The 17,613-nt window shown below is 71.7% G+C and carries 17 protein-coding genes and 1 pseudogene; 12 read left to right on the forward strand and 6 right to left on the reverse strand.

Going from position 1 to position 17,613, the window contains the following annotated elements; genetic code table 11:
• Positions 1-217: pseudogene (locus tag IF22_RS35485) on the forward strand (HNH endonuclease); the annotation flags it as partial.
• A 605-nt stretch (positions 218-822) separates the two neighbouring features.
• The gene (locus IF22_RS0123175) at positions 823-2,403 is read left to right on the forward strand and encodes a DHA2 family efflux MFS transporter permease subunit (RefSeq protein ID WP_030335371.1); all 1,581 of its coding nucleotides are present in this window, start codon (positions 823-825) and stop codon (positions 2,401-2,403) included.
• Between the two features lie 54 nt (positions 2,404-2,457).
• Here IF22_RS0123175 and IF22_RS0123180 read toward each other — a convergent pair whose 3' ends face one another.
• The 4 genes from IF22_RS0123180 to IF22_RS0123195 form a co-directional block, all read right to left on the reverse strand.
• Entirely contained in the window at positions 2,458-2,919 is a 462-nt protein-coding gene (locus IF22_RS0123180) for a DUF5709 domain-containing protein (RefSeq protein ID WP_081883976.1), read from the reverse strand.
• A gap of 121 nt (positions 2,920-3,040) precedes the next feature.
• The gene (locus tag IF22_RS0123185; protein WP_030335374.1) at positions 3,041-3,925 is read right to left on the reverse strand and encodes an alpha/beta fold hydrolase; all 885 of its coding nucleotides are present in this window, start codon (positions 3,923-3,925) and stop codon (positions 3,041-3,043) included.
• Positions 3,926-4,037: 112 nt separating this feature from the next.
• Positions 4,038-4,961, reverse strand: coding sequence for an RNA polymerase sigma factor (locus IF22_RS0123190; RefSeq protein ID WP_030335376.1), 924 nt, complete (start codon positions 4,959-4,961; stop codon positions 4,038-4,040).
• A 93-nt stretch (positions 4,962-5,054) separates the two neighbouring features.
• Positions 5,055-6,023: a helix-turn-helix transcriptional regulator gene (locus tag IF22_RS0123195; protein WP_030335379.1), complete on the reverse strand. Its 969-nt coding sequence runs from the start codon at positions 6,021-6,023 to the stop codon at positions 5,055-5,057.
• A gap of 63 nt (positions 6,024-6,086) precedes the next feature.
• Here IF22_RS0123195 and IF22_RS0123200 point away from each other — a divergent pair, with 63 nt between their 5' ends.
• From IF22_RS0123200 to IF22_RS0123210, 3 genes are read left to right on the forward strand one after another with little or no spacing between them, the layout of a single operon-like run.
• Positions 6,087-7,220, forward strand: coding sequence for an epoxide hydrolase family protein (locus IF22_RS0123200; protein ID WP_081883977.1), 1,134 nt, complete (start codon positions 6,087-6,089; stop codon positions 7,218-7,220).
• Positions 7,217-8,374, forward strand: coding sequence for a winged helix DNA-binding domain-containing protein (locus IF22_RS0123205; RefSeq protein WP_030335382.1), 1,158 nt, complete (start codon positions 7,217-7,219; stop codon positions 8,372-8,374). The genes IF22_RS0123200 and IF22_RS0123205 overlap by 4 nt, the downstream gene beginning before the upstream one ends.
• A 37-nt stretch (positions 8,375-8,411) precedes the next feature.
• On the forward strand, positions 8,412-9,176 hold the full coding sequence (locus tag IF22_RS0123210) for a YqjF family protein (RefSeq protein WP_030335383.1): 765 nt from the start codon (positions 8,412-8,414) through the stop codon (positions 9,174-9,176).
• On the opposite strand, the gene IF22_RS0123215 is transcribed toward IF22_RS0123210, so the two are convergent.
• Together IF22_RS0123215 and IF22_RS0123220 are read right to left on the reverse strand one after the other, a co-directional pair.
• Positions 9,170-10,147 (reverse strand): aldo/keto reductase, encoded by a 978-nt coding sequence (locus IF22_RS0123215; protein WP_030335385.1) that lies wholly within the window; start codon positions 10,145-10,147, stop codon positions 9,170-9,172. The two genes, IF22_RS0123210 and IF22_RS0123215, sit on opposite strands and share 7 nt — an antisense overlap.
• A 109-nt stretch (positions 10,148-10,256) precedes the next feature.
• Positions 10,257-10,667 carry a VOC family protein gene (locus IF22_RS0123220; protein ID WP_030335387.1) on the reverse strand — a complete coding sequence of 137 codons (411 nt, stop codon included), beginning with the start codon at positions 10,665-10,667 and terminating at the stop codon, positions 10,257-10,259.
• 152 nt (positions 10,668-10,819) lie between these two features.
• On the opposite strand from IF22_RS0123220, the gene IF22_RS0123225 reads away from it, so the two are divergent.
• The 7 genes from IF22_RS0123225 to IF22_RS0123255 all read left to right on the forward strand — a co-directional run bounded on the left by IF22_RS0123225 (position 10,820) and on the right by IF22_RS0123255 (position 17,587).
• Entirely contained in the window at positions 10,820-11,179 is a 360-nt protein-coding gene (locus IF22_RS0123225) for a hypothetical protein (protein WP_030335390.1), read from the forward strand.
• 33 nt (positions 11,180-11,212) lie between these two features.
• On the forward strand, positions 11,213-11,773 hold the full coding sequence (locus IF22_RS0123230) for a carboxymuconolactone decarboxylase family protein (RefSeq protein WP_030335392.1): 561 nt from the start codon (positions 11,213-11,215) through the stop codon (positions 11,771-11,773).
• A 4-nt stretch (positions 11,774-11,777) separates the two neighbouring features.
• Positions 11,778-12,344 (forward strand): TetR/AcrR family transcriptional regulator, encoded by a 567-nt coding sequence (locus IF22_RS0123235; RefSeq protein WP_030335394.1) that lies wholly within the window; start codon positions 11,778-11,780, stop codon positions 12,342-12,344.
• Between the two features lie 59 nt (positions 12,345-12,403).
• Entirely contained in the window at positions 12,404-12,748 is a 345-nt protein-coding gene (locus IF22_RS0123240; RefSeq protein WP_051708731.1) for an ArsR/SmtB family transcription factor, read from the forward strand.
• The gene (locus IF22_RS0123245) at positions 12,745-13,227 is read left to right on the forward strand and encodes an SRPBCC family protein (protein WP_030335398.1); all 483 of its coding nucleotides are present in this window, start codon (positions 12,745-12,747) and stop codon (positions 13,225-13,227) included. The genes IF22_RS0123240 and IF22_RS0123245 overlap by 4 nt, the downstream gene beginning before the upstream one ends.
• 98 nt (positions 13,228-13,325) lie before the next feature.
• Positions 13,326-14,678 (forward strand): cellulase family glycosylhydrolase, encoded by a 1,353-nt coding sequence (locus IF22_RS0123250; protein ID WP_051708732.1) that lies wholly within the window; start codon positions 13,326-13,328, stop codon positions 14,676-14,678.
• A gap of 239 nt (positions 14,679-14,917) precedes the next feature.
• Positions 14,918-17,587 (forward strand): carboxylate--amine ligase/circularly permuted type 2 ATP-grasp protein, encoded by a 2,670-nt coding sequence (locus IF22_RS0123255; RefSeq protein ID WP_209444591.1) that lies wholly within the window; start codon positions 14,918-14,920, stop codon positions 17,585-17,587.
• The last annotated feature ends 26 nt before the right edge of the window (positions 17,588-17,613 follow it).

Genomic DNA, 17,613 nt, shown 5'->3' on the forward strand with positions numbered 1-17,613 from the left:
GCGCTGGTGCGACGCCCACCACATCCACCACTGGGCCAACGGCGGCACCACCAATCTCGACAACGCCGTCCTGCTCTGCGGCCACCACCACCGACACCTACACCACAGCGACTGGACCGTACGACTGGCAGGCGACGGACACCCCGAATTCACCCCACCCGCCTGGCTCGACCCCGAACAGATCCCGCGCCGCAACCAGTACCACCGACGAACCTGAGCACCACCAGCACGATCCTCCGGCTGGCGGGCGGATCGAGTGTTCAGCCCGGCACGCCGCAATTCCGCGCGGCCACCGAGGGCGGCCGGGGCGCGGCCAGGACCGGCATGGGCCCGTTCCTGTTCAGCTCTCGAGGCGGTGAGAGCGCGCGGCCAGGACCCTGCACACGCCCGCACCGTGCAGCTACGGAGGGGTGAGAGGGCGCGAGGGCCAAGACCTGGCGCGCTGCCGCTCCCGTTCAGCTACCGGGGATGAGGTCCTGCCGCGCAGGGACGGCGGGCCTGACGCGCGGCTTTCCCGCCTTGACGCGTTCGACAGACCGGCAGATCACCAGGGCGGCTGTCCAGGCCGATCAGGAGACCATCCCGGTGACCACTGGATCGCGGTTCTGCCGGCCGATCGCCACCCCGACGTCCGGCCACAGTCGCACAGCCGTTCGGATAAGCAGCCGGGCGGTCACGAAAACCGGCGGCGAATCGTCACAACTGGCGGTTAGTCTGCCTCCGCGCGTCGCTGCCCCGGGCACCTCGCGCCCCGCGCCCGGTAGGCGCGGCATCGCCGCCACCGCCCACCATCGGCCGGCTCAATCGACTTCAGGAGAGTTAGTGACACAGCAATCCATCGCGACATCGGACAAACTCGACGGTGCGGTGCTCAAGGTGGCGGGCGTCGTCGTCCTTGGCGCGATCATGTCGATCCTCGACGTGACGGTGGTCAGTGTGGCGCTGCCCACATTCCAGAGCGAGTTCGACGCGTCCTACGCCCGCGTCGCCTGGACCATGACCGCCTACACGCTCGCGCTCGCCACCGTGATCCCACTCAGCGGGTGGGCGGCGGACCGGTTCGGCACCAAACGGCTCTACATGGTGGCGTTGGCTCTGTTCACGATCGGGTCGGGGCTCTGCGCCATGGCCGACACGATCGGCGAGCTGATCGGCTACCGGGTCCTGCAGGGCCTCGGCGGCGGCATGCTCATGCCGCTGGGCATGACCATCATGACCCGGGCAGCCGGGCCGCACCGGATCGGCCGGTTGATGGCCGTCCTCGGCATCCCGATGCTGCTGGGCCCGATCGGCGGCCCGATCCTGGGTGGCTGGCTGATCGACACCGCGAGCTGGCACTGGATCTTCCTGATCAACCTGCCGATCGGCCTGATCGCCCTGATCTACGCGCAGTTCGCGCTGCCGAAGGACGCGCCCGAGCCGTCCGAGTCGTTCGACTTCGTCGGCATGCTCATGCTCTCCCCGGGTCTGGCCCTCTTCCTCTACGGCGTCTCGTCCCTGCCGGAGGTGGGCACCTTCGCCGAGGCCAAGGTGTGGGCCCCGATGCTGGTCGGCGGGGCGCTGGTGGTGGCGTTCGTGCTCTACTCGTTCAGGCCCCGGCACCCGCTGCTCGACCTGCGCCTGTTCCGCAACCGCAGCCTGACCATCGCGTCGGTGACGATGTTCGTGTTCATCATCGCGTTCATGGGCGCCGGCCTGCTGTTCCCGAGCTACTTCCTGCAGGTGCGCGGTGAGTCGACGCTGGCCGCCGGCCTGCTGATGGCCCCGCAGGGCATCGGCGCGATGATCACCATGCCGATCGCCGGCACGCTCGCCGACCGGGTGCCGATCGGGCGTACGGTCCCGTTCGCGCTGGGGCTCATCGTGATCGGGTTCTTCGGCTTCACCCAGGTCGACCCGCAGACCTCGTACTGGCTGCTCGGCGCGTCGCTGTTCGTGATGGGTCTGGGCATGGGCGGCACGATGATGCCGATCATGACGTCGGCGCTGCGGACGTTGCAGGCGCAGGAGGTGGCGCGCGGCTCGACGCTCGTCAACATCCTCCAGCAGATCGGCGGGTCGGTCGGTGCCGCCGTGATGTCGGTGATCCTCACCAACGAGCTGAACGGCTCCCGGCCGATCCCCGGCCTGGTGGACGAGAGCGGCAAGCCGGTCACCGAGGCCGGGCTGGCCATCGCCTCCCAGCAGCGGCCGGAGCTGCTTCAGCAGATGCCGGTCGACCCGTCGCTCATCGAGCGCGGGCTCGACTTCGCCGCCAAGTCGTTCGCCACCACGTTCTGGGTCGCGTTCGCGCTGGTCGTGCTCACCTTCATCCCGGCCGCCCTGCTGCCGCGGCGACGGCAGCCGGCGCAGCTCGACGACCCGCAGGGCGAGCAGATCAAGACGCCCGTCGTCATCCACTGACCGACCCCGCCGCGCCCGGCACCCGGTGAGGTGCCGGGCGCGGCGGGTACGTCGTCAGCGCAGCGGACCGTCGCCGGGCCCGTCCGGGTCCTCGACCACGTGGATCGCCGCTTCCTCGGCGCTGGCGGCACCCGCGTCGATGCCGGCGTCCCACGCCACCGCCTCGGCCTCGTCGTCCTCGCGGACGCCGTCGTCGTACGCGACGAGGCGGCCGGCGCGCGCCTCCGCCTCGTACCCCCGGCGGGTCAGCTCGTCCTCGTCGTCGCCACCCTCGGCGTACGGGTCGACATCCGGCACCTCCTGGGCGAGGTGCTGCTCCAGCGACTCGCCCGCCCGCTCCTCGGCGGGCGTGGTGCCGAACCGGTTGGCCGCCGTCCAGTGGTCCTCGGCGACGATGCCGGTGTCGAGGGGGTCGCCGACCAGGTCGTCGTCGAGGGTGTCGGAGGCGTCCAGCACCCCGTCGTCCTCGGCCACGTTCCACTCGTCGACGGAATCCATCCGTTCGGTCTGGCTCACGGCGGTCTCCTCTGTGTCACGGTGCGGCAAAGTGCTCAGCCTATGACCGTGCAACGCGCCCGCACCCCGAGGCCTGCCCGCTGTGACGAACGGACCTCGGGTCGCGCCGTACCCGGGCGGGTCAGCGCTTCAGCAGCTCCGCCACGGCGTCGGTGAACTCGGCCGGCTGCTCGATGTGCGCGAAGTGTCCGCTTCGCGGCAGGGTCACCAGCCGCGAGTCCGGAAGCCCGGCGTGCAGCTGCTCGGCCCAGCGCGGGCCGCAGATGAAGTCGTACGCTCCGACGATCACCACGACGGGCACGGTGATCTCACCCAGGTTGTCCCGCACGTCGAAGGGCGTGGGGTCCTGCGCGCCGGCCGGCGTCGACCAGATCCGGACGGCCGCCTGAAACGGGGCGAACTCGTCCTGTCGACCCCAGAAGTCCGCGAAGTACACCGGCAGGGCGGCGCGCAGCGCGGCGCCCAACGACTCGTCGTCCGTCGCGCCGCCGATCTGCGCGAAGGCGGCCGGGACCGCCGCCGCCTCCGGCCGGTCCGGGTGCCGCTGCGGGTAGGCGGCGAGGCCTGCCATGGCCTCGGCCCAGAACTCGGCGCCGGTGACGGGTGACGTGTCGTACAGGGCGAGGCCGGCGATCCGGTCCGGGTGGGTGAGCGCGTACCGCTGGGCGACGAAACCGCCGTGTGAGTGTCCGAGCAGGTACACCCGGGGTTCGCCGAGGTGCTCGACGACGGCGTGCAGGAACTGGACATAGGTGTCCAGGCGGTAATCGGCGGGGTTCTCCAGCTGCCCGGACGCGCCGGTGCCCACCGGCTCGACGTAGACCATGGTGAAGTGCGTCTCAAGGCTGGGCGTCCGCAGGTACGCCCACTCGATGCCGGGGCCGCCGGAGTGCGCCACGCAGACCGGGCCGGTGCCGGCGACGTGGTAGACCTGCCGAACGCCGTCGACGGTGAACGTGTGGGCACCGGGTGCGAGGGCGCTGACGTCGTGGCTGGTGGAACCCATGAACTATCTCCCGATCCGAGAACCGTGCGGCGTCCGCCGACACGGCGACTGGTGCATGACGCGGACCAGATGCTCGGGTCGGGGGAAAAGTTCGCTCGGCCGGGAGGGTTTTTCAGACCAGCGCGGGGACGGGGTGGAAGAGGGTCAGTTGGCGTACCCGCCCCTCGCGCAGCACCTGCAACCACAGCGCCGCGGGTGGGCAGTGCTCCGGGTCGTCGGGCGGGCTGATCAGGTCGGTCTCCCAGATCAGCACGTCGCCGCTGGCGGCCACGTTGCGCAGCCGCTGACGTACCCCGGCGGTCAGGTCGCGGTTCATGCCGCTGATCGCCAGGTCACGACCGCCGCGCGGGCCGCCCGGCACGATCATTTCGGCGTTCGGCCACCAACTCTCGCGGACCACCCGCTCGAAGCCGCCGCCCATCGCGGTGGCGATCACGTCGCGGCCCTCGCGCCACCGGGCGTCGTTGGCGGCGGCGACGTCGGCGTGCGCCGTGGTCGCGGCCGCGCGCAGACCGCCGGCGAGCGCACGGCGGGCGTGGTTGAGGCGGCTGCGGACGGTGCCGACCGGCACCCCACACACGGCGGCGATCTGCTCGTACGAGGACGCGTCGCTGAAGTAGCGCAGCAGGGTGACCAGGCGGTCAGGCTCGGACAGTTGCTCGAGGGAATGCCACACCCAGTCGCGCATCACGGCCCGGTCCAGTGCCTCCTCGGGGGTGGGGCTGTCGGCCGGGCCGGTGAACCACTCCGGTTCGGCGACCGGGACGGCTCGGGGCTTGCGTAACGTCGTCCGGCTGGTGTTGCGGACGATGGCCCGCAACCAGGACCCGACGGCGTTCGGGTCGCGAACCTCGCCGATGCGACGCAGGGCGACGACCATGGTGTCCTGCACCGCGTCTTCGGCGTCCGGCCCGTAACCGAGGACGCTCAGCGCGACGGCACGCATCCCGGCCTCGTGCCGGGCCAGCAGCACACCGAGCGCGGCCGCGTCTCCCGCCTGCGCGAGCACGACCAGCTCCGCGTCGCTCTGCGTCACGTCCAGCTCCTCCCCAAAAGCCGGTTTTGCTGGCTTGTGCTCCGTCAAGCGTACGGCGGGCTGGCGTGTCGATGCCCCGAGCGGCCGGCCGTCCTACGCTGCGGGAGGGCTGGCGGCGCGGGTGGCACGGGTGCCGATCTGCCGCAGGTGTGCGATCAACTCCGGCGGCTCGTGCACCTCCAGCTCGCAACCGAGGGTGAGCAGGCGCCACGCCAGCCACTCCAGCGTGTCGGCGTTGCTGCGCAGCCGGCACGAGGTCGCGTCGATCGGGTCCAGCTCGACGCCGGCACCGCTGAGCGGGCCCGCCATCCGCTCGATCGGCGCGTGCAGCGTCACCACCGCTCGGTAGACGGGGGTCAGCTCAAGCAGCTTCTCCGTCATGAACGTGGCGGCGTCGGACGCCGGCAGTTGCCGGGCGGCGACCCGGTTCCGGGTGGGCCGCAGGTCGGTGATCCGATCGACCCGGAAGATCCGCCAGTCGTCGCGGTCGTTGTCGTAGCCCACCAGATACCAGCGTCGCCCGGCCGACACCAGCTTGTACGGCTCGACGAGCCGTTCGGCGTCCACGCCGTCGCGACGGCGGTAGGTGAACCGTAGCCGCTCCCGGTTGTTGACGGCGGCGGCCAGCGCGCTCAGGTGCTCCGGGTCGACAGTCGGTTGGTCCCAGGTGAGCATCGGTTCGGTGGCCGCCCCCAGCGCGCTGACCCGGTGCCGCAGCCTGGATGGCAGCACCTGTTCGAGCTTCGTCAGCGCCCGCACCGAGGCCTCCTCGATGCCGGCCACCGCGTGACCGGCGGCGGTGCGCAGACCGACAGCGATCGCCACCGCCTCGTCGTCATCGAGCAGCAGCGGGGGCATCGCCTTACCGGCGACGAGCCGGTATCCGCCGATCGCGCCCATCGTCGCCCGCACCGGGTAGCCGAGATCGCGCAGCCGCTCCACGTCGCGGCGGATGGTGCGCAGGCTGACCCCGAGCCGGGTGGCCAACTCGCTGCCGGGCCATTCGCGGGACGTCTGTAACAGCGACAGCAGGCTCAGCAGTCGGGCGGGGGTGTCGGACATGGCTCCCAGAATGCCAGCGATGTGTGCCAGAAGCTGTCCTATATGGGCCGTAGCGTTTTCGGCATGACACCCTTTCGCATCGACATCAGCCAGTCGGACCTCGACGACCTGCGTGACCGGCTCTCCCGCACCCGGTGGCCCCGCTCGTTGCCCGGCACCGGCTGGAGCCGCGGGGTGCCGGTGGACTACCTCCGTGAGCTGACCGGGTACTGGGCGAATGACTACGACTGGCGGGCGCACGAGGCGCGTCTGAACGACTTTCCCCAACTCCTCACCGAGATCGACGGCTTGGACGTACACCTGCTGCACGTCCGCTCGCCGGAGCCGGACGCGCTGCCGTTGCTGCTCACGCACGGCTGGCCGAACTCCGTCGTCGAGTTCACCGAGCTGATCGGTCCACTGACCGACCCGCGCACCCACGGCGGTGATCCCACCGACGCGTTTCACGTGGTGGTCCCGTCGGTGCCCGGCTACGGTTTCTCGCAGGCGCCGCCGGCCGGTTTCACGATCGACCGGCTCGCCCGGATGTGGGCCGAACTGATGGCCCGGCTCGGCTACCACCGCTACGGCACCCAGGGCGGCGACCTTGGCGCGTACGTCGCGCCGCGGGTGGCGGCGGTGGCGCCGCAGCGGGTGGTCGGTGTGCACATCGACGGCGGGTTCGGCTTCCCGACCGCCGCCGACGTGCCGGACATGAGCGTGGCAGAACGCGCCGAGTGGGAGCAGATGCAGCGGTGGATGAGCGGTGGCGTGGACCATCACGCGCTGCTGCGGGCGGCGCCGCAGACCTTCTCGTACGCCTGGAACGACTCGCCGGTCGGGCTGCTGGCCTGGATGATGCAGAAGTTCAAGGAGTTCACCATGACGGTGCCCACGCCGGAGCAGGCCATCGACCGGGATCACCTGCTCACCAACGTCAGCCTCTACTGGTTCACCGGCACGTCCGGAACGTCGTCGTGGCCCATGTACGAGCGGCTGACCGTTACCGAAGATGGCGGTTTCGCCTGGCCGACGGGCCAACGGCGGGTGCCGTCCGGTGTGTACGGCGGTGGGTCCGCGTTGATGCGCCGCCTCGCAGAACGGGACAACACCATCGTGCACTGGCCGCAGGGCAACCCGGGCAGCCACTTCGTGGCGATGGACGAGCCGCTGGCGCACGCCGCGGACATCCGCACGTTCTTCCGAGAGTTGCGATGACCGAGCTGAGCTGGGACCAGGTCTCCGCCCGACGACTTCAGCGGCACGGGCTGCACACACCGGCGGCGGGCGCGGCACCGGACGCGGTACGCGTCGCCGACGTGGTGTCGACGATGTGCGGCGCGCACGCCCAGGTCGCGTCGGCCGCCGAGCTGTCCGTCGGGCTGCGGGTGCCGGGCGCGACCCGCGCCCTGGTGCGCCGGGCACTGTGGACGGATCGCACGCTGGTCAAGACCCGGGGGCCACGCGGCACCGTGCACCTGCTCGCTGCCGCGGACCTGCCGATGTGGGTCGGCGCGCTGACCGCGTTGCCGGCCCCGTCGTGGGAACGCAGCGTGGTCCTGCTGACGCCCCAGCAGACCGAGCAGGTCCTCGCGGCCATCGCCGACGCGGTCGCCGAGGCTGACCTGACCACCGCCGAGCTGACCGAGGAGATCGTCGCCCGTACCGGCCCGTGGGCGGGCGACCTGGTCATGGAGGCCTTTCAGGACAGGTGGCCCCGGTGGGTCGCCGCGATGACCGACGCCACCCGCAGAGGGGTGATCTGCTTCGGCCCGAACCGCGGTCGGGTCACCACGTACACCAGCCCGACCCGGTGGCTGCCCGACTTCGCGCCGATGCCCGGTCGCGCCGCCCTGGCCGCACTCGTGCGCAGCTACCTGTACGCGTACGGCCCGGCCACCCCGGCGCAGTTCGCCAGGTGGCTGGCGGTCCCACCGGCGTGGGGGAAATGGCTGTTCGACTCGCTCGATCTGACCGAGGTGACAGTGGAGGGCACCACGGCCTGGGTGGCCGCCGACGACTCCGACTTCCCCGACGACCGGCCGTCCGGGTTACGGCTGCTGCCCTACTTCGACGCGTACGCGGTCGGCTGCCACCCCCGGGAGCGGCTCTTCCCCGGTGCCGCCGCCACCCGGGCGCTCGCCGGTGGACAGGCCGGCAACTACCCGGTGCTGCTGGTGGACGGGGTGGTCGCCGGCGTGTGGCACCAGCGCCGCTCCGGCCGGTCGATCCGCGTCACCGTCGAGCCGCTGCGCCCGCTCGACGCGGCCCGGCAACGGGCGCTGGCGCAGGAGGTCGACCGGGTCGGCGAGATCCTGGAGGGCCGGGCGTCGCTGACCGTCGGCACCGTCAGTGTCGGCCCGCACGCCTGAGACCACGCCAGCCTGCCGACTGGGCGAGGATGAGAGGGTGCTTCCCGAACCGGTCGACCACGCGCCCCGGCAGGCGTTCCCCTGGGCGGTGCTGCGGCAGCGCTGGGAGGACCTCACGTTCCTGCACTGGGCGGTCGATCCGGCGCTCGTCGCGCCGTTGCTTCCCGTCGGGACCCGTCCCGACACGCTCCACGGGGTCAGCTACGTCGGCCTGATCGGTTTCCGGATGGTCGGGCTGGGCTTCGGCCGTGGCCCGGGGGTGCCCTACTTCGGCACCTTCTCAGAAACCAACGTCCGGCTCTACTCCGTCGACGACGACGGCCGACGAGCTGTGGTGTTCCGGTCGCTCGACGCGTCCCGCCTGGTGCCGGTGCTGGTGGCCCGGGCGACGCTGCGCCTGCCGTACCTCTGGTCGTCGATGCGGTTGGCACGCGACGGCGACCGCCGCACCTACCGGTGCCGGCGGCGCTGGCCGGGGCCGGCGGGCGCGACGAGCCGGATGGTGGTGCGGGTCGGGGAACGGATCGTCGAGCCGACCCCGCTCGACCATTTCCTCACCGCCCGTTGGGGGCTGCACACCCGGGCGTACGGACGCACGCTGCACCTGCCGAACTGGCATCCGAGCTGGCCGCTGCACCGGTGCGAGCTGCTGCACCTGGATGACGAGCTGGTCGCCGCCGCCGGGTTGCCGGCACCGGTCGGGCCGCCGGTCAGCGTGCTCTACTCGCCCGGTGTCGGAGTCCGGTTCGGCCCGCCGGTGGCGGCCCGGCTACGTGCCGCCGGGCCGCCGCGGGCTCAGTAGCGGCCACCCTCGGGCGCGGGCAGGGCGTCCAGGTCGGCCAGGTCCTCGGCGCTGAGCCGCACGTCAGCGGCCGCGCAGTTGTCCAGCAGGTATCTCGGGGTCTTGGTGCCGGGGATCGGGATGACCTGATCACCCTGGGCCACCACCCAGGCGAGGGCGACCTGCGCGGGGCTGACGCCCGCCCGGTCGGCGATCTCCCGGACCCGGGCGACGATGGCGAGGTTGGCGCGCAGCGCGTCCTGTTGGAAGCGCGGCAGGCCGCGCCGGAAGTCGTCGGCGGGAAGGTCGTCGAACGAGCTGAACCGGCCGGCGAGGAAACCGCGGCCGAGCGGGGAGAACGGCAGGAAGGCGATGCCCTGCTGGGCGCAGTACGGCAGGACCTCGGTCAACGGGTCGCGGGTCCACAGTGACAGCTCGGACTGCACCGACGCGACCGGGTGCACCGCCTGGGCGCGCACGATCTGGGCGACCGTCACCTCGGAGAGCCCGATCTGCCGGGCCTTGCCGGCCGCCACGACCTCCGCCATCGCGCCCCAGGACTCCTCGATGGGCACCTGCGGGTCGACCCGGTGCAGCTGGTAGAGGTCGACGTGGTCGGTGCCGAGTCGGCGCAGGCTCTCGTCGATCGCCGCGCGGATGTGCTCCGGGCGGCCGTTGTTGCCGATCCTCGGCGAGTTGCCGGGGCCGCCGGTGGGGGAGGTGGCCACCAGGCCGACCTTCGTGGCCAGCACGGCCCGCTCCCGCTCGCCGCCGGTGAGCGCCCGCCCGACCAGCTCCTCATTGGTGTACGGCCCGTACACGTCCGACGTGTCGATCAGTGTCGCGCCCAGGTCCAGTGCCTGTCGGATGACGGAGATCGACGTGTCGTCGTCGCGAGGGCCCGTGATGTCGTAGCCGTGGCTCATGCCCATGCAGCCGAGGCCGATGACGCCGACCTCGGGGCCGGTGCTGCCCAGCGTGGTGGTTCGCATGGCCCCAGGCTACGACCGACGCGGCCGGCGGGCACCTCGCGCGTCGGGCGGCCGGGTCGACCGCCCCGATGGTCGGGTGCCCGCGTCGCCCCTCGGGACTTCTCGCCGCTCAGGACGTCAACTGGGTGAAGCGGATGCTGTTGCCGAACGGATCGCGCAGGGCGCAGTCGATCCCGTAGAAGCGTTCGGTGGGTTCCTCGGTGAACTCGACGCCCCGGCCCAGCAGCGTCTCGTACGTCTTGCGGCAGTCGTCGGTGGAGAAGATCAGCGAGCCGCCCATCGCACCCTTGGTGACCAGGGCGCGGACCTGCTGGGCGGTCTCCTCGGACAGCGCCGGTGGGCCGGGCCTCTCCAACAGGATCTGGCGACCCGGCTCGCCGGGGACGTTGACGGTCAGCCAGCGCATGAAGCCCATGTCGACGTCGGCGTTGACCTCCAGGCCGAGCTTGCCGACGTAGAAGTCGAGGGCCTCGTCCTGGTCGAGGACGTAGATCTGTGAGTGCGTGATCGCGGTGAACATGCACGTCACGGTAGGGGTCCGCGCCGCCGGACGCTTATCCGAAACTGCGCGGTGACGACTCTCACCAGAAGCGGACTCGTGAGTCCGGTACGGTGAACACGAAGCGGACCTGTGAGTCCGGATATGCCCCACCGTCACCACGAGGAGCCCCCATGACCCCGGTACGGATCAGCGACGCCCTGCGCGCGGTGGTCTTCGAACCCACCCGCGACCTGACCGAGGCGCTCGACGAGTTCTACGCCCCGGACTACACCCACCGCAGCGACGGCGAGACCCTCGACCGGGCCGGATTCGTCGAGATGGTGACCCGGGTACGCGCCCAGATCGCCGGCGGCACCGTACGGGTTCTCGACGAGCTGCGCGACGGTCTCCGCTACGCCGAACGACACGTCTTCGAGATCACCATGGTCGACGGGTCGACCGCCAGGCGGGAGATCGCGATCTTCGGGTCGTACGCCGAGGACGGCCGGTTCCGCCACCTCAGCGAGACCGGCTTCGACCTGCCCGCCTGACCCACCTCGACCATCAGCACCGGAGAGAGAGCCATGCCCCGCCTTGCCGACCCCGACCCGAACGCCATCCCGGCCGACGTCCGCGACGTCCTGTCCGCCCTGCCGCCCGACCCGATGGTCAAGATGCTGACCCACTCGGTCGGCACGGTGGCCCTCTTCATCCAGCTCGCGAAGGCGCAGTTCACCTCGCTGGAGCTGCCCGCCCGCTCGCGGGAGCTGGTCATCCTGACGGTCGCCGAGTACGCCGGGTGCGAGTTCGTGGCGGCCCAGCACCGCCCGATGTCCGAGGCCGCCGGCGTCGACCAGCGCACCCGCGACATCATCAGCAGCCGGGACCTCGACAACCCGGGCCTTGCCGCGGACGACCGGACGCTCATCCGGTTCGCCGCCGAGGTGGTGCGCTCACCGCGCGTTCCCGACGACCTCTTCGACGAGGTCCGGGCCAATCTCAGCGAGCGCGAGGTCGTCGAGGTGCTCCAGGTGATCGGCTACTACTGGTCGTTCGGACGGGTGGCCACGGTGCTCAACGTCGAACTCACCACCGTGTACGGCGACGAGCCGTTGCTGACCGGCGGGACCGAACGGGCAGACTGACGCCATGACCCCACCGACGCCGAGCGACCCGGACGCACCCCGTCGGCGGCTGGACGCCCGTCGCAACCAGGAGCGGGTCATCGCCGCCGCCCGGGAGCTCTTCACCGAGCAGGGTCTGCAGGTGACGGTGCCGCAGGTGGCGGAGCGGGCCGGGGTGGGTCGCGCGACGGTGTACCGCAGCTACCCCAGCAAGGAGGACCTGATCGTCGCTGTGGTCCAGCGGCAGTTTGAGGAGCTGGAGCAGCGCATCCGCGCGGCGCTTGACGGCGCTGACGCGTACCGGGAGTGGTGTTCGTTCGTGCCCGACCTGTTCGGACGCCTGGCGCGCGACCGGGTCCTCGCCGACGCGTTCTTCGAGGGCCGACTGGTGCCCGCCGCGCGCATCCTGAGCCTGATCGGGCAGCTGGTGGCGGCGGCCCGGCTGTCCGGCAGGATCCGCCAGGACGCCGGGGAGTTGGACATCCGGGTGCTTCTCTGCGGGGCGGTTCGGCAGCTCATCGTGCTCGACGAGCGCGACCCGGCGGTGTGGCGCCGCTACGCCGACCTGGTGCTCAACGCGTTCCGCCGCTGACCACCGGGCTGACACTTAGGGATTGACCTAAGCGTCAGCCCGGTGGAATAGTTAGGCGTATGGCTAAGCATGTGGGGGACGACGCGCTCGACAGCGTGCTCCACGCGCTGTCCGATCCCACCCGCCGCCAGGTCGTGGAGCGCCTGGCCCAGGGGCCGGCCACGACCAGCGAGCTGGCCCGCCCGTTCGACATGGCGCTGCCGTCGTTCACCCAGCACCTGCACGTCCTTGAGCGCTGCGGCCTGGTGACGTCGGAGAAGCGGGGCCGGGTGCGCACCTACCGGCTCGCGCCTCAGTCGCTCGAACGCCTCGACACCTGGCTCGCCGCGCAACGCGCCCGGTGGACCCGACGCCTCGACCAACTCGACTCGGTTCTCTACGACCTGAAGGAGCAACAGCGATGACCACCTACCCGGTGAACCCCGACCTCGATCTCGTCCTGGAGCGCCGCGTCGACGTGGCCCCCGAACTGGTCTGGCGCGCCTGGACCACGCCCGAGCTGGTGATGCGGTGGTTCAGCCCGAAACCCTGGTCGACCGTCGCCTGCGAGATCGACCTGCGGCCCGGTGGCCGGTTCGACACCACCATGCGCTCGCCCGAGGGTCAGGAGTTTCCCAGCAGCGGCTGCATCCTGGTGGCCGACGAGGGCTCGACGCTGGTCTTCACCTCCGCCATGGGCGCCGGGTTCCGCCCGATCGTCACCGCCGACGGCTTCCCGTTCACCGCGGTGATCCAGATCGAGCCGGACGGCGCCGGCACGAAGTACACCGCCACCGCGATCCACGCCGACGCGTCGGCGAAGAAGTCGCACGAGGAGATGGGCTTCCACGAGGGCTGGGGTGCGGCGCTGGACCAGCTCGTCGAGCTCGCCAGGACCCTCTGAGCAGCGGCTCCGCTTGCCTGCATCGGCGTTGATCGATATTGTTCGCGGAGGCGCCGCCCCGCCTCAGGCCACCATCGTCGATCCGAAGCGGGTTCCGCATGCGCACACTGAGACTTGTCACGACCCTGGCCGTCGCCGGCCTGCTCGCCGGTGGGGCGGCGGCGGTCGCCGCCACACCGGCCAGCGCGGCGACCGCCGTGTTCTCGGTGACGAACAACTGGGGCAACGGCTACCAGGGGCAGGTCACCGTCACCAACGACACCTCCGCGCCGATCAGCAGTTGGCGGGTCGAGTTCGACCTGCCGTCCTCCTCGACCATCACCCAGTCGTGGAACGCGCAGCAGACCACCTCGGGCAGTCACTACACCTTCGCCAACGTGTCCTGGAACGGCAACCTCGCCGCAGGCGCCTCGACCTCGTTCGGCTTCCTCGTCAACGGCACCGGCACCCCGCTCAACTGCACGGTGAACGGCACCGGCTGTGCCGGCGGTCCGCCCCCGACCACACCGCCGCCGACCACGCCACCCCCGACCACCCCGCCGCCCACCACCGGCACGCCCGTCGAGCGGCACGGGCAGCTGCGGGTCTGCGGCACCACGATGTGCGACAAGTCCGGCGCCCGGGTGCAGTTGCGCGGCATCAGCAGCATGTGGCTCAACTGGGAGACCGCCCCGTACGCCGAGAACCTCTCCGCGCTGCGCTGGATGCGCGACAACTGGAACCTCCAGGTGATCCGCGCGGCGATGGGGGTGGAGCCGGCGGGGGCGTACCTCAGCGACCCGGCCAAGGCGCGCGCACAGGTGGAGACCATCATCAACAACGCGGTCACCGCCGGGGTGTACGTGATCGTCGACTGGCACGCGCACGAGGCACAGAACAACCAGTCCCAGGCGGTGGCGTTCTTCGGCGACCTGGCCCGCCGGTACGGCAACCTGCCCAACGTCATCTGGGAGCCCTACAACGAGCCGCTCCAGGTCAGCTGGACCACCGTCATCAAGCCGTACCACCAGGCGGTGGTGTCCGCGATCCGCGCCGCCGACCCGGACAACATCATCGTGCTCGGCACCCCGACCTGGTCACAGGACGTCGACGTCGCGGCGGCCAGCCCGGTCACCGGCACCAACCTGATGTACACGCTGCACTTCTACTCCTGCACGCACGGGTCGTCGCTGCGGGCCAAGGGGGACGCCGCGATCCGCGCGGGTCTGGCGCTGTTCGTCACGGAGTGGGGCGCCAGCAACGCCGACGGCGGCCTCGACGGCCGGGCCTGCCTGCCCGAGGCGCAGTCCTGGATCGACTGGATGAAGGCGAACGGCATCTCCTGGACGGCCTGGAAGCTCGACGTCGGCACCGACACCACCAACCTGCTCAGCCCGGGCGCGCCGGTGACCGGCGGGTGGACCAACTACCTGCACGGCCACGCGCCGTTCGTGGTGGCGAACATGAGGTGACCCCGGCCGCTCCCAGGCCATGATCGACACGAGTTCACTGATGTCGGGGTATCCGGATCGACGGGATACCCCGACATCGCCATGCCCGTGTCGATCAGGCAGCAGCGCGCGGATCGATCGCCGTGCCGGCGGATGGACAGAACGGCGGGTCACCTTAACGCGCCGGAAACGCCCCCGGTACCAACCCTGGGAACGCTCGTCGGACAGTCGACACCACCGACACGCGAACCGGGGTGACCATGGCCGACAACACCACGAACGCGCCGACGTACGACGGGCCGGTGGGCCGGTCCGGCAATGGCCGGACAGCGCCCACGCCGCGCACCAACCGGGCCCTGTCGCTCGACGACGGCGACCCGGCTGACCTGGCCACGATCGGGGTGGAGGAGGAGTTCCACGTCGTCGACCTGCACACCCGGGAGTTGGTGCCCCGCGCCGGCGAGCTGCTCGACCGGTTGCCGGCGGCCTCGTTCACCGCCGAGCTGCACCGCAGCGTGGTGGAGACCAACACCGCGGTCTGCCGCACCCTCGACGAGATCCGCGCCGAGCTGACCGGGCTGCGGCACAGCGCGGTCCAGGTCGCCGACCGGGTCGGGCTGGGCATCGTGGCGGCCGGTACGGTGCCGTTGCGGGCCGACGGTGACCCCAGCGTCACACCCACCTCCCGCTACCGGCGGATGCTCGACGAGTACCAGATGCTCGCCCGGGAGCAGCTGATCTGCGGCGCGCAGGTGCACGTCGGCGTCGCCGACCGGGACCTGGCGGTGGCGGTCACCCGCCGGGTCCAGCCGTGGCTGCCGGTGCTGCTCGCCCTCTCCACCAGCTCGCCGTACTGGATGGGTCAGGACAGCGGCTACGCCAGCGTCCGGTCGTTGGTCTGGCAACGCTGGCCCACCGCCGGCGACCCGGGCGAGGTGACCAGCGCCGCCGACCACGAGGCACTGGTCGCCGAACTGATCGCCTCTGAGACCATCACCGACCCCGCCATGATCTATTTCGACGTCCGGCCGTCGGCGCACGTGCCCACAGTGGAGCTGCGGATCACCGACGCCAACCCGGACGTGGAGACCATCGTCCTGCTCACCGGCCTGTTCCGGGCGCTCGTCCGGCGGGAGGTCGCCGCCCTGCGCGCCGGGGTGGAGCGCACCGCCGTGCGACCACCGGTGCTGCGGGCGGCCGTGTGGCGGGCGGCCCGCTCCGGCCTGGAAGGTGACCTGCTCGACCTGCCCCGCTCGGCCCGGCCGGTGCCGGCCGCCCAGGCGGTCCGCCGCCTGGTGACCGACCTGCGCCCGCAGTTGGCGGCGACCGGGGACTGGGAGCAGGTCAGCGAGCTGACCCGGTACGCGCTGGAGCACGGCAGCTCCGCCGCACGGCAGCGGCGGGCGTACGAGCGGCGTGGCCGGTTGGCCGACGTGGTCGACCTGCTGCTCGACGAGACCCGGGGTCGGGCCCGTGGGCCGCTGCCGGGTGCGTCGACACCACCGGCGCTGCCCACGTACGCCGACGCCGGCGACGAGGTATTCGGACCGGCCGGGCCGCAACCGGTGTACGCCCCGATGCTGGCGGCCCTGCGTCAGCTCGGTGCCGGCGTCCTGCGTCAACGCGAGCACGACCGGGACGAGGAGCAGCGGGCCCGGGGGGTGACGTTCAGCGTGGCCGGTGAGGCGAGCACCCGGCTCTTCCCGGTGGACCTGGTGCCCCGGGTGGTGCCCGCCGCCGACTGGCGGGCCCTGCGTACCGGCCTGGTGCAACGCGCCCGCGCCCTCGACGCGTTCCTGCGCGACGTCTACGCCGACCGGACGGTGGTGGCCGACGGCGTGGTGCCGGCGTGGGTGGTGGAGTCGTCACCCGGGCTGCGCCCGACCGGGGCGCTGATGGGCCGGCGGGGCACCCGCGCCCAGGTGTCCGGCACCGACCTGGTCCGCGACCCGGACGGCGGCTGGTACGTGCTGGAGGACAACCTGCGGGTGCCCTCCGGGCTCGGCTACGCGGTGCAGAACCGTCGGTTGACCCGGGCGGTGCTGCCGGAGTTGCCGGTGCCGGAGGACCTGCTGCCCGCCGACGAGACGCCGGCGATGCTGTACCGGGCGTTGGTCGCCGCCGCGCCGGCCGCGGCCGACGACCCCGCCGTGGTGGTGCTCAGCGGCGGCCCGGGTGATCCGGCGTGGTTCGAGCATCGGCTGCTCGCCGACGAGATGGGGGTTCCGCTGACCGAGACCAGCGAGCTGCTGGTGGAGGAGGGCCGGGTCCGGCTGGTCCGCGAGGGCTGCCGCCGCGAGGTCGACGTGATCTACCTGCGGATGGACGAGGAGGCGCTGCTGCACGCGCCGGGCGCGGACGGGGTGCCGTTGGGGTGGCCGCTGCTCGCCGCGGTGCACGCCGGGCGGCTCACGCTGGCCAACGCGCTGGGCAACGGCGTCGCCGACGACAAGGCGTTGTACGCCTACGTTCCCCGGCTGATCGAGTACTACCTGGGCGAGAAGCCGTTGCTGGGAGACGTGCCCACATACCTGTGTGGGCTGCCCGAGCAGCGGGCCGAGGTGCTGGGCCGACTCGACCAGCTGGTGCTCAAGCCGGTCGACGGGTACGGCGGTGACCGGGTGGTGATCGGCCCCCGGGCCGAGGCCGAGGAGTTGGACGCGGTCCGGGAGCAGATCCTCGCGGCCCCGCACCGGTGGATCGCCCAGGAGGTGGTCGCGCTGACCACCCACCCGGTCTTCGACGGCGCGGCGCTGGCTCCCCGCCACGTCGACCTGCGGGCGTTCGTGTTCCTCGGTGACACCGCCGAGGTGGCGCCGGTGGCGCTGACCCGGGTGGCGCCGGCCGGCAGCATGATCGTCAACTCGTCGCGGGGTGGCGGGTCGAAGGACACCTGGCTGCTCGGTGGAGCCGACGAACCGCCGGTGTAACCCACGCTTGACTGACCCGTCATCGG

The sequence above is a fragment of the Micromonospora parva genome (assembly GCF_000718515.1).
In the GTDB taxonomy this organism is placed as follows: domain Bacteria; phylum Actinomycetota; class Actinomycetes; order Mycobacteriales; family Micromonosporaceae; genus Micromonospora; species Micromonospora parva.

What these genes read in the sequence shown, in the direction of transcription:
- IF22_RS0123185 (WP_030335374.1), bottom strand. Translation starts at nt 3,925, where the DNA reads ATGGGTTCCACCAGCCACGACGTCAGCGCCCTCGCACCCGGTGCCCAC.
- IF22_RS0123240 (WP_051708731.1), top strand. Translation starts at nt 12,404, where the DNA reads ATGGCTAAGCATGTGGGGGACGACGCGCTCGACAGCGTGCTCCACGCG.
- IF22_RS0123195 (WP_030335379.1), bottom strand. Translation starts at nt 6,023, where the DNA reads ATGTCCGACACCCCCGCCCGACTGCTGAGCCTGCTGTCGCTGTTACAG.
- IF22_RS0123230 (WP_030335392.1), top strand. Translation starts at nt 11,213, where the DNA reads ATGCCCCGCCTTGCCGACCCCGACCCGAACGCCATCCCGGCCGACGTC.
- IF22_RS0123225 (WP_030335390.1), top strand. Translation starts at nt 10,820, where the DNA reads ATGACCCCGGTACGGATCAGCGACGCCCTGCGCGCGGTGGTCTTCGAA.
- IF22_RS0123220 (WP_030335387.1), bottom strand. Translation starts at nt 10,667, where the DNA reads ATGTTCACCGCGATCACGCACTCACAGATCTACGTCCTCGACCAGGAC.
- IF22_RS0123255 (WP_209444591.1), top strand. Translation starts at nt 14,918, where the DNA reads ATGGCCGACAACACCACGAACGCGCCGACGTACGACGGGCCGGTGGGC.
- IF22_RS0123245 (WP_030335398.1), top strand. Translation starts at nt 12,745, where the DNA reads ATGACCACCTACCCGGTGAACCCCGACCTCGATCTCGTCCTGGAGCGC.
- IF22_RS0123200 (WP_081883977.1), top strand. Translation starts at nt 6,087, where the DNA reads ATGACACCCTTTCGCATCGACATCAGCCAGTCGGACCTCGACGACCTG.
- IF22_RS0123205 (WP_030335382.1), top strand. Translation starts at nt 7,217, where the DNA reads ATGACCGAGCTGAGCTGGGACCAGGTCTCCGCCCGACGACTTCAGCGG.
- IF22_RS0123235 (WP_030335394.1), top strand. Translation starts at nt 11,778, where the DNA reads ATGACCCCACCGACGCCGAGCGACCCGGACGCACCCCGTCGGCGGCTG.
- IF22_RS0123250 (WP_051708732.1), top strand. Translation starts at nt 13,326, where the DNA reads ATGCGCACACTGAGACTTGTCACGACCCTGGCCGTCGCCGGCCTGCTC.
- IF22_RS0123215 (WP_030335385.1), bottom strand. Translation starts at nt 10,147, where the DNA reads ATGCGAACCACCACGCTGGGCAGCACCGGCCCCGAGGTCGGCGTCATC.